The 13408-nt window shown below is 62.7% G+C and carries 10 protein-coding genes; 2 read left to right on the top strand and 8 right to left on the bottom strand.

Going from position 1 to position 13408, the window contains the following annotated elements:
- Nucleotides 1-94 precede the first annotated feature (94 nt).
- The 5 genes from AO268_RS10155 to AO268_RS10135 all read right to left on the bottom strand — a co-directional run bounded on the left by AO268_RS10155 (nucleotide 95) and on the right by AO268_RS10135 (nucleotide 7373).
- Nucleotides 95-1120, bottom strand: a complete 1026-nt coding sequence (locus AO268_RS10155; protein ID WP_076963128.1) for a putative 2-aminoethylphosphonate ABC transporter substrate-binding protein — start codon at nucleotides 1118-1120, stop codon at nucleotides 95-97.
- Between the two features lie 26 nt (nucleotides 1121-1146).
- On the bottom strand, nucleotides 1147-2871 hold the full coding sequence (locus AO268_RS10150) for a putative 2-aminoethylphosphonate ABC transporter permease subunit (protein WP_076963127.1): 1725 nt from the start codon (nucleotides 2869-2871) through the stop codon (nucleotides 1147-1149).
- Between the two features lies 1 nt (nucleotide 2872).
- Nucleotides 2873-3937 carry a putative 2-aminoethylphosphonate ABC transporter ATP-binding protein gene (locus AO268_RS10145; protein WP_099168600.1) on the bottom strand — a complete coding sequence of 355 codons (1065 nt, stop codon included), beginning with the start codon at nucleotides 3935-3937 and terminating at the stop codon, nucleotides 2873-2875.
- A 237-nt stretch (nucleotides 3938-4174) separates the two neighbouring features.
- Entirely contained in the window at nucleotides 4175-5038 is an 864-nt protein-coding gene (locus AO268_RS10140; RefSeq protein WP_076963125.1) for a LysR family transcriptional regulator, read from the bottom strand.
- A 16-nt stretch (nucleotides 5039-5054) separates the two neighbouring features.
- Complete coding sequence (locus tag AO268_RS10135; RefSeq protein ID WP_099168599.1) at nucleotides 5055-7373, bottom strand: heavy metal translocating P-type ATPase; 2319 nt, start codon at nucleotides 7371-7373, stop codon at nucleotides 5055-5057.
- 85 nt (nucleotides 7374-7458) lie between these two features.
- Between AO268_RS10135 and cadR the strand changes: the two genes are divergently transcribed.
- Nucleotides 7459-7908 (top strand): Cd(II)/Pb(II)-responsive transcriptional regulator, encoded by a 450-nt coding sequence (gene cadR / locus AO268_RS10130; RefSeq protein ID WP_076963123.1) that lies wholly within the window; start codon nucleotides 7459-7461, stop codon nucleotides 7906-7908.
- A 294-nt stretch (nucleotides 7909-8202) separates the two neighbouring features.
- Here cadR and AO268_RS10125 read toward each other — a convergent pair whose 3' ends face one another.
- Nucleotides 8203-9174, bottom strand: a complete 972-nt coding sequence (locus tag AO268_RS10125) for a thymidylate synthase (RefSeq protein ID WP_099168598.1) — start codon at nucleotides 9172-9174, stop codon at nucleotides 8203-8205.
- A 51-nt stretch (nucleotides 9175-9225) separates the two neighbouring features.
- Complete coding sequence (gene lgt, locus AO268_RS10120; RefSeq protein ID WP_032858860.1) at nucleotides 9226-10038, bottom strand: prolipoprotein diacylglyceryl transferase; 813 nt, start codon at nucleotides 10036-10038, stop codon at nucleotides 9226-9228.
- Between the two features lie 214 nt (nucleotides 10039-10252).
- Here lgt and AO268_RS10115 point away from each other — a divergent pair, with 214 nt between their 5' ends.
- The gene (locus tag AO268_RS10115) at nucleotides 10253-10999 is read left to right on the top strand and encodes an NRDE family protein (RefSeq protein ID WP_099168597.1); all 747 of its coding nucleotides are present in this window, start codon (nucleotides 10253-10255) and stop codon (nucleotides 10997-10999) included.
- 111 nt (nucleotides 11000-11110) lie between these two features.
- Here the strand turns inward: AO268_RS10115 and ptsP are convergent, their stop codons facing one another.
- Nucleotides 11111-13390 carry a phosphoenolpyruvate--protein phosphotransferase gene (gene ptsP, locus AO268_RS10110; RefSeq protein ID WP_099168596.1) on the bottom strand — a complete coding sequence of 760 codons (2280 nt, stop codon included), beginning with the start codon at nucleotides 13388-13390 and terminating at the stop codon, nucleotides 11111-11113.
- Nucleotides 13391-13408: the final 18 nt, after the last annotated feature.

Here is a 13408-nt window from a genome sequence, read left to right as displayed (position 1 = left end):
TCGCCGGCAAGCCAGCTCCCACATTTGAATGTATTCACAGATCAACATGTGGGAGCTGGCTTGCCGGCGATGAGGCCATCAGCCCCAACAAATATTACTGGCCCGCCACCTTCTCCGACTTGCCGTCATAGCGCTTGCGCCACTCAGCCAGGATGCTGTCGCGGTTCTTCGAGGCCCAGGCAAAGTCGTTCTTGATCAGGCGCTGCTCATAGTCCGCCGGCAATTCGGTCTGCGGCTTGGCAATGCCCGGCTGGGCCAGCACCGCGAAATTCTCCTTGTACAACTCCATCGCGGCGGGGCTGGCAGAGAAGTCGGCGAGTTTCTGCGCCGCGTCCTGGTGCGCCGTGCCCTTGATCAGCGCCGTGGCTTCGATATCCCAGCCCAGGCCTTCCTTGGGCAATACGATATCCAGTGGCGCGCCCTGGCGCTTCAACTGCACCGCCGGGTATTCAAAGGAGATACCGATCGGGAACTCCCCGGACGCCGCCAACTTGCACGGCTTGGAACCGGAGTGCACGTACTGGCCGATGTTCTGGTGCAGGTCATCCATGTACTGCCAGCCCTGCTTCTCGCCGAAGGTCTGCAACCAGGCGCTGACGTCAAGAAAGCCGGTGCCGGATGACGCCGGGTTCGGCATGACGATCTTGCCCTTGTACTCAGGCTTGGTCAGGTCCTGCCAGCTGATCGGCTTGCTCAGGCCCTGTTTCTCGGCTTCGACGGTGTTGAAGCAGATGGTCGCGGCCCACACGTCCATGCCGACCCAGGCCGGTGGGTTGGCGGCGTCGCGGTAGTTCTTGCCGATCTTGTCCAGATCCTTGGGCGCGTAGCTTTGCAGCATGCCCTGCTGATCGAGGATCGCCAGGCTGGACGCCGCCAGGCCCCACACGGCATCGGCTTGCGGGCGGGCTTTTTCCGCCAGCAGCTTGGCCGTGATGATCCCGGTGGAGTCGCGCACCCACTTGATCTCGACGTCCGGGTTGGCCGCCTCGAAGGCTTTTTTGTAGGTCTTCAACTGCTCGGCCTCAAGGGCCGTGTACACGGTCAACTCGGTCTTGGCAGCAAAGGCATTGAGGCTGAACGCGGTAAGCACAGCAGCGGCGAGGGCCAGGGGCTTGAACATGGTGCGTGTCCTTGTGTGGGGCAGAGTTATTGACCAGGCGCGGTTTGGCGCCAGGCCTGGGAGCGGCGCAACAAGCCGCGTGAGGCCCACGCCAGCAGCAGCGAAACGCCGGCTGAGGTGAACAGAATCAGGGTCGACATGGCCGCCGCGCCGCCCACGTTGCCGGCGTCGTCCATATTCAGCACTGCCACCGCCGCCAGGATGGTGTCGGGGCTGTAGAGGAAGATCGCGGCCGATACGGTGGTCATCGCCGAGACAAACAGGTAGCGCAAGATATCCAACAGCGCCGGCAGGCAGATCGGCACCGTCACCCGCAAAAAGTGGCGGTACAGCGGCGCCTTGAGCGACAGCGCGGCGGCCTCGAACTCGGCGTCGAGTTGGCGCAGGGCGGTGGTGGCGGTCATTTGCGCAGTGGTCAAATAGTGCGCAATGGTGCACACCACCAGCAGTGTCATGGTGCCGTAGAGCACATGCAGCGGGTTGCCGTTGAGGTTGAAAAAGAACACGTAGCCCAGGCCCAGCACCAGGCCCGGCACCGCCATCGGCACAAAGCTGAGCATGCGCAGCGCCAGGTTCAAGCCCTTTTGCCCCTTGGTCTTTTCCATCAGGTAAGCGCCGGTAAAGATCAGCACGCTGCCGATCAGGGCGGTGCAGATCGCCATGGTCAGGCTGTTGCGATAGGCCAGCCAGCCGCCGCCGGCGGTGTCGTCGAACTGATAGTGGTTGAGCGACAGCGACAGGTTGTACGGCCAGAACTTCACCAGCGACGAATACACCGCCATGCCGAACACCAACAGCAACACCGCGCAGATCAGCAGCACAATCGCCAGGTAGCAGCCATCCCGCAGACGCGATGGCGCCGGCTGGAACACCTGGGCACGGCCGCTCATGGCATCGCCATGGCGCCGGCGCAGCCAGGTATCCACGGCAAAACTGAGCAGCGCCGGCAACAGCAGCACCATGCCGATCAGGGCCCCGCGACCGAACTGCTGCTGGCCGACCACGGCCTTGTAGGCTTCCAGCGCCAGCACTTGATAGTCACCGCCCACCACCACCGGTACGCCGAAATCGGTGATGGTCAGGGTGAACACCAGGCAGAACGCGGCGAACACGGCCTGGCGCGTCGCCGGCCAAGTGATGCTGCGAAACGCCCGGGCCGGGCTGGCGCCCATGCTCGACGCCGCGTCGAACAGCCGCGCATCCGCCAGGGACAGCGCCGACAGCAGGATCATCAGCGCATGGGGAAAGGTGTAGATCACTTCACCGAGGACAATGCCCCAGAAGCCATAGATGTTGTCTGACAGCAGGCCGCGCAACAGGCCCTGGTTGCCGAACAGGTACACCAGGGCGATGCCCGGCAGCATCGACGGCGCCATCAGCGGCAGCAACGACAGGCCGCGCCAGAGGGGCTTGCCGGGGATCAGCGTGCGTTGCAGGGCGTAGGCAAACAGATAGGCCAGGGGTACGACAATGATCGCAACGCTCAGGGAAACCTTCAGGCTATTGCCCAGCAGCCAGTGGAAGTTGGCGCTGGTCAGCAGCTCACGCGCCGCCACCAGCCCGCCGCCCTGGCCGTCTTCGGCGCTGAAGCCGCGCCAGAAGATCGCCAGCAACGGCAGCAATACGGCGATGCCCAACAGGCACAGCAGCAGCAACTTGCCGCCCAGGACAAAAATACGGTCGCCGATTTGCGCACGGGAAACCTGACGGGCCACGCGGCCGGGTATCGGCAGGGTCATATCCGCGGCCATCTCAGGCAAACACCTGCAGGCTGCGCGGCGGCAGTGCCACCCAGATATCCTGGGCGCCCAGGCGCGGCATGGCTTCCGGCGCCAGTTCGGCCAGCAGCGGATGGCCGGGCAACTGGTTCAGTTCAAAGCTCATGCGGCAACGGTTACCGAGGAAAGTGATCTCGCGGACCTTGGCCGGGAACAGGTTTTCCTCGTGCGCCGGCGGGTTGATGCTGATCGCTTCCGGGCGGCAGAACAGGCGGCCCGACGCCGCTTTACCACTGCCTTCGGCCAGGCGCACATTCATCCCGCCGACCTGGGCGTGGCTGGCACTGTTGCGGCTGAACGGCAGCCAGTTGCCCTGGCCGACAAATTCGGCCACGAACGGTGTGGCCGGGCGGTCGTAGATTTCTTGCGGGGTGGCGTACTGCTCGACCTTGCCGTTGTTCATCACGGCGATGCGGTCGGCCATCAGCATGGCCTCGTCCTGGTTGTGGGTGACCATCAGGGTGGTGATGCCCAGGCGGCGTTGCAGTTGACGCAGTTCGGTGCACAGGTGCTCGCGCACCCGGGCGTCGAGGGCTGACATCGGTTCGTCCAGCAGCAACAGCGACGGGGCCGGCGCCAGGGCACGGGCCAGGGCGACCCGTTGCTGCTGGCCGCCGGACAGTTGGCCGGGGTATTTCTTTTCGCTGCCGCTCAGACCCACCAGCTCCAGCATTTGCGCCACGCGCTTGCGCACTTCATCGCGGCCGCTGCCGCTCAGGCCGTAGCCGATATTGGCCTCGACGTTGAGGTTGGGAAACAGCGCGTAGGACTGGAACAGAATGCCGTAGTCCCGCGCCTGGGGCGCCAGTAGGGAAACATCGCGATCCCCCAGGTACAACTCGCCGCTGTCCTGGCGTTCCAGGCCGGCGATGCAGCGCAGCAAGGTGGTCTTGCCACAACCCGAGGGGCCGAGCAGGCACACCAGTTCACCGGCGGCGACGTCCAGGGACACATGGTCCAGGGCAGTAAAGGCGCCAAAGCGCTTCTGGATACCACGCACCTTCATCGGCGCGCCGGGGTTGAGCTGGGCTGTGTGCATGATGGCACCTCATCGAACGGATGAAGGCCATGCTAGGGAGCAAATGCGTCCCTGGTGTGGCAGGAAGGCAAAAGTGGGTGATAGTGGTATTGGTGGATTTGGGTAGGGGTATAGCCTTGGGGTGTTTGGTCTACCGCTATCGCAGGCAAGCCAGCTCCCACATTTGGAGCTGTGAATACCTTCAAGTGTGGGAGCTGGCTTGCCGGCGATGGCGATTTTAAAACCATCAAAAATCTTTCAGAGTGGCGACATTTCCTGCGCCAACCCCAGAAACGCCGCCGGCAACCGTGCACCTTTGCGCTCCTTGAGGCAGTACAGGTACTCAGGAATCTGCGGCGCGTTCTCGATGGTCAGCACCCGCAGCTGCGGGTCATGGGGCACTTCCTGGCGGGCGATGATGCTGATGCCGATATTGCGCAGCACCGCCTCGCGAATCGATTCGCGGCTGCCGATTTCCAGCAGCGGCCCATAACGCACACCGCTGCCCTTGAGCATCTCTTCGGTCAGGCGCCGGGTGGTGGACCCTGCCTCGCGCATCAACAGGGTATGCCCCGCCAGTGCACTGAGCGGCACATGTTCCAGCACGGCCAACGGGTGATTGCGATGCACTGCCAGCACCAGCGGGTCGCTGCCCAGCACCCGGCGGATCAGGCGCGGGTCTTCCAGCAGCTGCGAGGAGGCGGCGACATCCACCCGGTAATCATCCAGGGCTTCGAGGACCTGCTGGGAGTTGCCGATTTCCACCGCCACCTCGACGTGCGGCAGGCGTTCGCGGAAGGTTTTCACCAGGTCGAGGATGTAATACGGCGCAGTCGCGGCGATCCGCAACGTGCCCTGGAGCTGGCCACTGTTGCGCAGAAAAAACTCAATATCCGCTTCCTGCTGCAACAACGCCTTGACCATCGGCAGCAGCCGCGCCCCTTCGTCGCTGACGGTGAGGCGGCGGCCACCGCGATAGAACAGCTCAACTGCGTACTGGCTTTCCAGATGGCGGATCTGGGTGGTCACCGTGGGTTGGCTCAGGCCGAGCTTTTTCGCCGCCTGGGTAATGCTGCCCAGGCGGGCGACCATGTAAAACGCCTTCAGCTCGGCACTCAGCACACCACCCTCTCATCGACTATTTGCGCAACAGGCGCAGACCATTGAACACCACCAGCAGGCTCACGCCCATATCGGCAAACACCGCCATCCACATGGTGGCCATGCCCATGAAGGTGACGACCAGGAAGATCGCCTTGATCACCAACGCCAGGCCGATGTTTTGCTTGAGGATACTCGACGTTTGACGCGACAAGCGTATGAATGCCGGAATCTTGCGCAAATCATCGTCCATCAGCGCCACGTCGGCGGTCTCGATGGCCGTGTCGGTGCCCGCGGCGGCCATGGCAAAACCAATCTCGGCGCGGGCCAGGGCCGGGGCGTCGTTGATGCCGTCGCCGACCATGCCGACCCGGTGGTTTTTCCCGTACAGGTCCTCGATAGCCTTGAGCTTGTCGGTGGGCAACAGATCGCCCTGGGCCTCGTCGATGCCCACTTGGGCAGCAATCGCCCGGGCGGTGTGAACGTTGTCGCCGGTGAGCATCAGGGTCTTGATGCCCAGGTCGTGCAACTGCTGGATGGCTTCGCGGCTGCTGTCCTTGACCGTATCGGCCACGGCAAACAGCGCCATTGGGCCGGATTTGTCGAGCAGCAACACCACGGACTTGCCTTGTTTTTCCAGGGCGAAGAGTTTTTCTTCAAGGGCCGGCGAGCACAGGCCCAGCTCCTCCACCAGGCGGTGGTTGCCCAAGTGGTAGACCTCACCGTTGATCTCGCCGCGTACCCCGCGCCCAGCCAGGGCCTCGAAGTTATCCACAACCCGCAGCGGCAGGTTTTTATCCACCGCGGCATTGGCGATCGCCAGCGACACCGGGTGGTCGGAACGCGCGGCCAGGCTGGCGGCCAAGGCCGGTGCGTGGTCTTCTACGTTGGGGAACAACGCCAGGTAGTCGGTTTGCACCGGCTTGCCGTGGGTGATGGTGCCGGTCTTGTCCAGGGCCAGGTAGTCCAGTTTGTAGCCGGCCTCCAGGTACACGCCGCCCTTGATCAGGATACCTTTGCGCGCGGCAGCCGCCAGGCCGCTGACGATGGTGACCGGGGTGGAAATCACCAGGGCACAAGGGCAGGCAACCACCAACAGCACCAGGGCGCGATAGATCCAGTCGAACCACACGCCACCCATGAACAGCGGCGGGATCACGGCCACGGCCAGGGCAAACAGGAATATCACCGGGGTGTAGATTTTCGAGAAGCTGTCCACAAAGCGCTGGGTCGGTGCCCGCGAGCCCTGGGCCTGTTCCACGGCATGGATGATGCGCGCCAGGGTGGAGTTGTTGGCGGCAGCGGTCACCCGGTATTCCAGGGAACCGGCCTGGTTGATGGTGCCGGCGAAGACTTTATCGCCCACGGTTTTCTCGATCGGCAGGCTTTCGCCGGTGATTGGCGCCTGGTCGATGGTGGACTGGCCGGCGCTGACTTCGCCGTCCAGGCCAATGCGTTCGCCGGGACGTACCCGCACGATCGCACCCAACTCAATGTTCTTGACCTCCTGTTCGACCCAGCTACCGTCAGCCTGGCGCACCGTGGCCCGTTCCGGGGTCATCTGCATCAAGCCACTGATGGCATTGCGCGCACGGTCCAGGGACTTGGCCTCGATCAACTCGGCCACGGTAAACAGGAACATCACCATCGCCGCTTCCGGCCACTGGCCGATCAGGATCGCACCGGTCACGGCGATGCTCATCAGTGCGTTGATGTTCAGGTTGAGGTTTTTCAGGGCAATCCAGCCCTTTTTGTAGGTGGTGAGGCCGCCACTGAGGATCGACACCAGCGCCACCAGCGCCACCACCCAGGTCGGTGCGGCACTGGTGAAATGGATCACCTCTGCCGCCAGGGCACAAAAGCCAGACAGGGCCAGCGGCCACCAATGCTTCTTGGCCGGTGGTGCGGCAGCCGGCACGCCCTCTTCGATCGGATCGGCCTGCATGCCCAGGGACTTGATGGCCTCGACGATCGGTGCGGTGCTCGGCAGGTCGTGGGTGACACCGAGGATGCGGTTGATCAGGTTGAATTCCAGTTGCTGTACACCGGCCATCTTGCCCAGTTTGTTCTGGATCAGCGTCTGCTCGGTGGGGCAGTCCATGGCTTCGATGCGGAAAGTGCTCAGGCGCGCGTTGGCGCTGGTGGCTTGCGTCAACGTCACCAACGACGGGGCCGCCGCGCCGGAGCAGCAGGAATCGCCGCCGTGATCATGCTTTTTCACAGGCGCAAGCTTTTGCGCGTGATCATGGTGGCTATGATCATGGCTGTGGTCGTGATGGCTATGGTCATGATCATGACCGTGGTCGTGATCGTGGCTGTGGTCGTGCTTGTGTGGGGTGCGCAGGGAATCGCTCATTGTGTCGCGTCCATAGAGGTGCCTGTTGCCAAGTAAAGACCCTGTAGCCACTATAGGGTCAAGCCCCCTTTTGGAGATTGCTGCGATGAAGATCGGTGAACTGGCAAAACTGACCGAATGCCCGGTGGAAACCATCCGTTATTACGAGAAGGAAGGCCTGCTGCCGCCGCCGGCTCGCAGCGAGGGCAACTACCGCCTGTACACCCAGGCCCACACCGAGCGCCTGACGTTTATCCGCAACTGCCGCAGCCTGGACATGACCCTGGAAGAGATCCGCAGCCTGCTGGGCCTGCGCGACAGCCCCCAGGACCAGTGCGAAAGCGTCAATGCACTGATCGACGAGCATATCCATCACGTCAAGGCGCGGATTGATGGGTTGTTGGCCTTGCAGAAGCAATTGCTCGACCTGCGCCAGCGTTGTGGCGAAGGGCCGGAGATTGAGCAGTGCGGGATCTTGCAGCGCCTGGAGGTCAGTGGGAGTGTGGCGGCCAGTGAGGCGGAGCATTCCCATGTGGGCAGAAGCCACGGCCACTAGAGAATGGGGGTGCCTGATCTGACGCCATCGCGGGCAAGCCCTAATGCCAGTCAGTTAAGCGGATTCTGCTTTCTGTAGGAGCGAGCTTGCTCGCGAAGGACGTCAACGATAACGCGTGTTTGCTAGGTAAACGCGGCGCTCTCAAGTTCTTCGCGAGCAAGCTCGCTCCTACAAAAAGGCTTAACTGACTGGCATTAGGGCAAGCCCGGCTCCCACATTTGGCTCAGGTTGTGCCTGAGTACTCGGTCACATGTGGGAGCTGGCTTGCCTGCGATGCAGACGATGCGGTCTGGACTAGACCGCCATCGGCGCCGTCATCGGCGCATGGTGCTCATAGCCTTCCAGCGAGAAATCGCCCGGCTCGATCAGCTCCAGCCACTCCGGCTGGTACACCCCGGTCTTGGCAAACTCCGGCACGCGCTCGCTGATCACCAGTTTCGGCGCGGCGAATGGCTCGCGCTTGAGCTGTTCGTTGAGCATGTCCAGGTGGTTTTCGTAGACGTGCGCGTCACCGATGAAGTAGGTGAACCAGCGCGGCGTGTAGCCGGTCAGGCGCCCGATCAGGCTCAGCAGCGCGGCGCCTTCGGTGAGGTTGAACGGCGTGCCCAGGCCCAGGTCGTTGGAACGGATGTAGAGGGTCAGGGAGATTTCCCTGGTCTGCACATTCGGGTGGAACTGGTACAGCAGGTGGCACGGCGGCAAGGCCATTTCATCGAGTTGGGCGCAGTTCCAGCCGTGGAACAGGATGCGCCGGCTGCCCGGGTCCTTGATGATGGTGTCGACACACTGGCGGATCTGGTCGATGGCCTTGTACAGCACCACGTAGGCCTGGCCGTCTTCCTCACCTTCGGCGATCTGGCGATAGCCCTGGACCAGGGTCTGCTCGATGGCCGCCTGGTTGCTCAGCGGGATCTGCTTGTACGCCGGCCATTTGCGCCATTGCACGCCGTAGATCTCGCCCAGGTCGTCCTCGCCCTGGCGGAACGGGTTGGTCAGCCACTGCGCGTTTTCATTGGCGTTCTGGTCCCAGACCTTGCAGCCCAGGGCGCGGAATTCGGCGGCGTTATTCACCCCACGCAAAAAGCCGCACATCTCGCCAATCGCCGATTTGAAGGCCATTTTGCGGGTGGTGATGGCCGGGAAGCCTTCCTGCAGGTCAAAGCGCAACATCGCACCGGGGAAGCTGATGGTGTTCACGCCCGTGCGGTTGGCCTGCTTGGTGCCGTTGTTGATGACGTGGGAAACCAGCTCGAGATATTGCTTCATGACATTACCTGTATCGGTGAAGCCGAGGCCCCAAGGCCCCGGCGTTCAAATTTATAGCGCGGTGTTCTTGATCGCCTGCGGGCGGTTGTAAGCCCACCAGAGCATGCCCAGGCCGGCGAGAATCATCGGAATGCTCAGCACCTGCCCCATGGTCAGCCAGCCAAAGGCCAGGTAACCCAGTTGCGCATCCGGCACCCGCACGAACTCGACGATGAAACGGAAGATCCCGTAGAACAGGGCGAACATCCCCGAAACCGCCATGGTGGGGCGCGGTTTACGCGAGAAGATATAGAGAATCAGGAACAGCGCCACGCCTTCGAGGGCGAACTGGTACAACTGCGACGGATGGCGCGGCAGTTGCGCCGGGTCGCTGAACGGCGGGAACACCATGGCCCACGGCACGTCGGTCGGCTTGCCCCACAATTCGGCGTTGATAAAGTTGCCGATACGCCCGGCCCCCAAGCCAATCGGCACCATCGGTGCGACGAAGTCCATCAACTGGAAGAATGACTTGCCATTGCGCCGGCCAAACCACCAGGCCGCGAGCATCACGCCGATAAAGCCGCCATGGAATGCCATGCCGCCCTTCCACACCTCGAAGATCAGGGTCGGGTTGGCCAGGTACGCGCTCAGGTCGTAGAACAGCACGTAGCCCAGGCGCCCGCCGACGATCACGCCCATCGACATCCAGAACACCATGTCGGAGAGCTTCTCCTTGGTCCAGGTCGGGTCGAAGCGGTTCAGGCGTCGGGAAGCCAACAGCCAGGCGCCGCCGATGCCGATCAGGTACATCAACCCGTACCAGTGGATTTTCAGCGGACCGATGGCCAGGGCCACCGGGTCGATCTGCGGGTAAGGCAGCATTGCGACTCCTCGTTAAATCATTGGTTATTGCGCACGGACCATGCCGGTGGGCGATTAAGCCTGCGTTACAGCAGTTCGATCAAATGAAGAAGTACGCCCCCCACGCCAAGCAGCCTGGCATGTTAACGGATGGGAGGCCTCTGGCCCAACTTCGATACGATGGATAGCCGGCGGTTCTATGGGTAGAGTGGGCAAAACACAAAGGGATCGCCTTATGTGCCTGATTGTTTTCGCCTGGCGGCCGGGCCATGCCCAGCCGCTGATCGTCGCGGCCAACCGTGACGAATTCTACGCCCGGCCCAGCCTGCCCCTGGCCCAGTGGCTGGATGCACCGCAGGTGTATGCCGGCCGCGACCAGGAAGCCGGGGGCACCTGGCTGGGGATTGGCGCCGATGGACGGTTTGCCGCGCTGACCAATATCCGTGACCCGCACCAGCCACCGGCGCGCAAGTCCCGGGGCGAGTTGGTGGCACGCTTTCTCAACGGTTCGCTGCCGGTTAGCGACTATTTAGCCGATGTTAACGGCAGATCCATTGAATATGCCGGCTTCAACCTGCTGATTGGCACGCCTCAAGAGCTATGGCACTACAACGCCAATGAGTCGACGCCTACCCAACTGACGGCCGGGATCTATGGCTTATCCAATGCCGGGCTGGACACGCCATGGCCGAAACTGCTCAAGGCCAAGGCGGCGCTGGCCCACGTGCTGGATGATCCGCAACCGGAAGCCTTGCTGGGTATTTTGAACGACCCGCAGACCGCGCCCTTTGCCGAACTGCCGGATACCGGGGTGGGGTTGGCCACGGAGAGTTTGTTGTCGAGTGTGTTTATCGCCAGCCCCAGTTACGGGACGCGGGCGAGTACCGCGCTGATTGTGCATGCCGATGGCATGCGGCATATGGTCGAGCGCAGTTTTGGGCCTCATGGTGGGCGGCTGGGTGAGGTGGAACTGAGGATTTAACAGCGCCGCAGGTCAACGGTGGGAGCGGGCTTGCTCGCGATAGCATTGGATCAGTCGACATCTTAGTTGACTGACCTACCGCAATCGCGGGCAAGCCCGCTCCCACATTTTTTAGAGGGTTTTTGTCGCGGTCGGATTGATCATCCGCGCCAACCCCAGGCTTTTCAGGGCCAATTGCAGCGAGCTGTGGATAACTTGCGGATTGTCGATGGTCATCAACTCCGCCAGCAGGTCCTTGGCCTTGCTCAGGTTGATCTGGCGCAGCATCCACTTGACCTTCGGCAGGTTGGTGGCGTTCATCGACAGGCTGTCAAAGCCCATGGCCATCAACAGCACCGCCGCCGCCGGATCACCGGCCATTTCCCCGCAGATACTCACCGGCTTGCCTTCGGCATGGGCGTCGCGCACCACGTTCTGCAAGGCTTGCAGCACCGCCGGGTGCAGGTAGTCGTAGAGGTCGGCCACCCGTGGGTTGTTGCGGTCCACGGCCAGCAGGTATTGGGTCAGGTCGTTGGAGCCCACCGACAGGAAGTCCACCTGCCGCGCCAGTTCCTTGGCCTGGTACACCGCGGCCGGGATTTCGATCATCACGCCAATCGGCGGCATCGGCACGTCGGCGCCTTCGTCGCGCACTTCGCCCCAGGCCCGGTGGATCAGGTGCAGGGCTTCTTCCAGCTCGTGGGTGCCGGAGATCATCGGCAGGAGGATGCGCAGGTTGTTCAGGCCTTCGCTGGCCTTGAGCATGGCGCGGGTCTGGACGAGGAAGATTTCGGGGTGGTCGAGGGTCACGCGGATGCCGCGCCAGCCAAGGAAGGGGTTGTCTTCCTTGATGGGGAAATAAGACAGTGACTTGTCGCCGCCGATGTCCAGGCTGCGCATCGTCACCGGTAACGGATGGAAGGCGGACAGTTGCTCGCGATAAATCGCCAGCTGCTCCTTCTCGCTCGGGAAACGTTGGTTGATCATAAATGGCACTTCGGTGCGGTACAGGCCCACCCCTTCGGCGCCACGTTGTTGAGCACGCGCCACGTCCGCCAGCAGGCCAGTATTGACCAGCAGCGGTACACGGTGGCCGTCGAGGGTCACGCAGGGCAGTTCGCGCAGGGCATCGAGCCCCTGGGACAGCTGGCGCTCCTCCTCGACAATTTCGGCGTACTGCTTGCGCAGCACCTCGCTGGGGTTGGTGAACACCTCGCCACGGTGCCCGTCGACGATCATCGCGATACCGTCGACCTTGGAATACGGCAGGTCCACCAGGCCCATCACCGTCGGGATGCCCATGGCCCGGGCCAGGATCGCCACGTGGGAGTTGCCCGAGCCCAATACCGAGACCAGGCCCACCAGTTTGCCTTCCGGCACTTCGCCGAGCATGGTGGCGGTCAGTTCTTCACTGATCAGGATGGTGTTGTCGGGGTACACCAGGTTGGTGCTGCGGTCTTCCTGCAGGTAGGCCAGCAGGCGCCGACCCAGGTCGCGCACATCCGAGGCGCGCTCGCGCAGGTAGGCGTCGTCCATCAGTTCAAAGCGGTTGACGTGATCGGTGACCACCTGGCGCAGCGCGCCCTGGGCCCACTGGCCGGTCTTGATCACGGTCTTGACTTCGTTACCCAGGGACGCATCGTCGAGCATCATCTGGTACACGTCGAACAGCGCCCGTTCTTCGGGGCGCAACTGGGTGGCCAGCTTGGTCGACAGGTTGCGCATGTCGGCGCGCACGCCTTCCAGGGCGGTCTTGAACAGTTTGATTTCCGCGTCGATGTCATCGACGGACTTGTCCGGCACCACATCCAGGTCAGCCGGGGGCAACATGACCACCGCCGTACCGACCGCCGCGCCCGGTGAGCCCGGCACGCCGACGAACTTGGCCTCCTGGATGCCCTTGCCCTGGCGCCCCAGGCCGCGAATCGAGCCGGTGGCCTCGGCATGGGCGATCACCCCGGCCAGTTGCGCGCTCATGGTCACCAGGAAGGCTTCTTCACCTTCGTCGAACTGGCGGCGTTCTTTCTGCTGGATGACCAACACGCCGACAACGCGGCGGTGGTGGATGATCGGCGCGCCGAGGAATGAGGCATAGCGCTCTTCACCGGTTTCGGCAAAGTAGCGATAACGCGGGTGATCGGCCGCGTTTTCAAGGTTCAGGGGTTCTTCACGCGTCCCCACCAGGCCCACCAGACCTTCATTGGGCGCCATGCTGACCTTGCCGATGGAGCGCTTGTTCAAGCCCTCCGTGGCCATCAGCACAAAACGGTTGGTCTCGGGGTCCAGCAGGTAAACCGAGCAGACCTGGCTGCCCATGGCTTCCTTGACGCGCAACACAATAATCCCCAACGCCGCCTTGAGATCCTTGGCGGAGTTAACTTCCTGGACGATCTTGCGCAGCGTATTGAGCATGGCTCGGGGTCGAACTCC

Origin of the sequence: Pseudomonas sp. ICMP 8385 (assembly GCF_002699915.1) — a bacterium.
In the GTDB taxonomy this organism is placed as follows: Bacteria; Pseudomonadota; Gammaproteobacteria; order Pseudomonadales; family Pseudomonadaceae; genus Aquipseudomonas; species Aquipseudomonas gessardii.
Note: the sequence above shows the minus strand (reverse complement) of the source record. Positions and strands in the feature narration are given on the sequence as shown.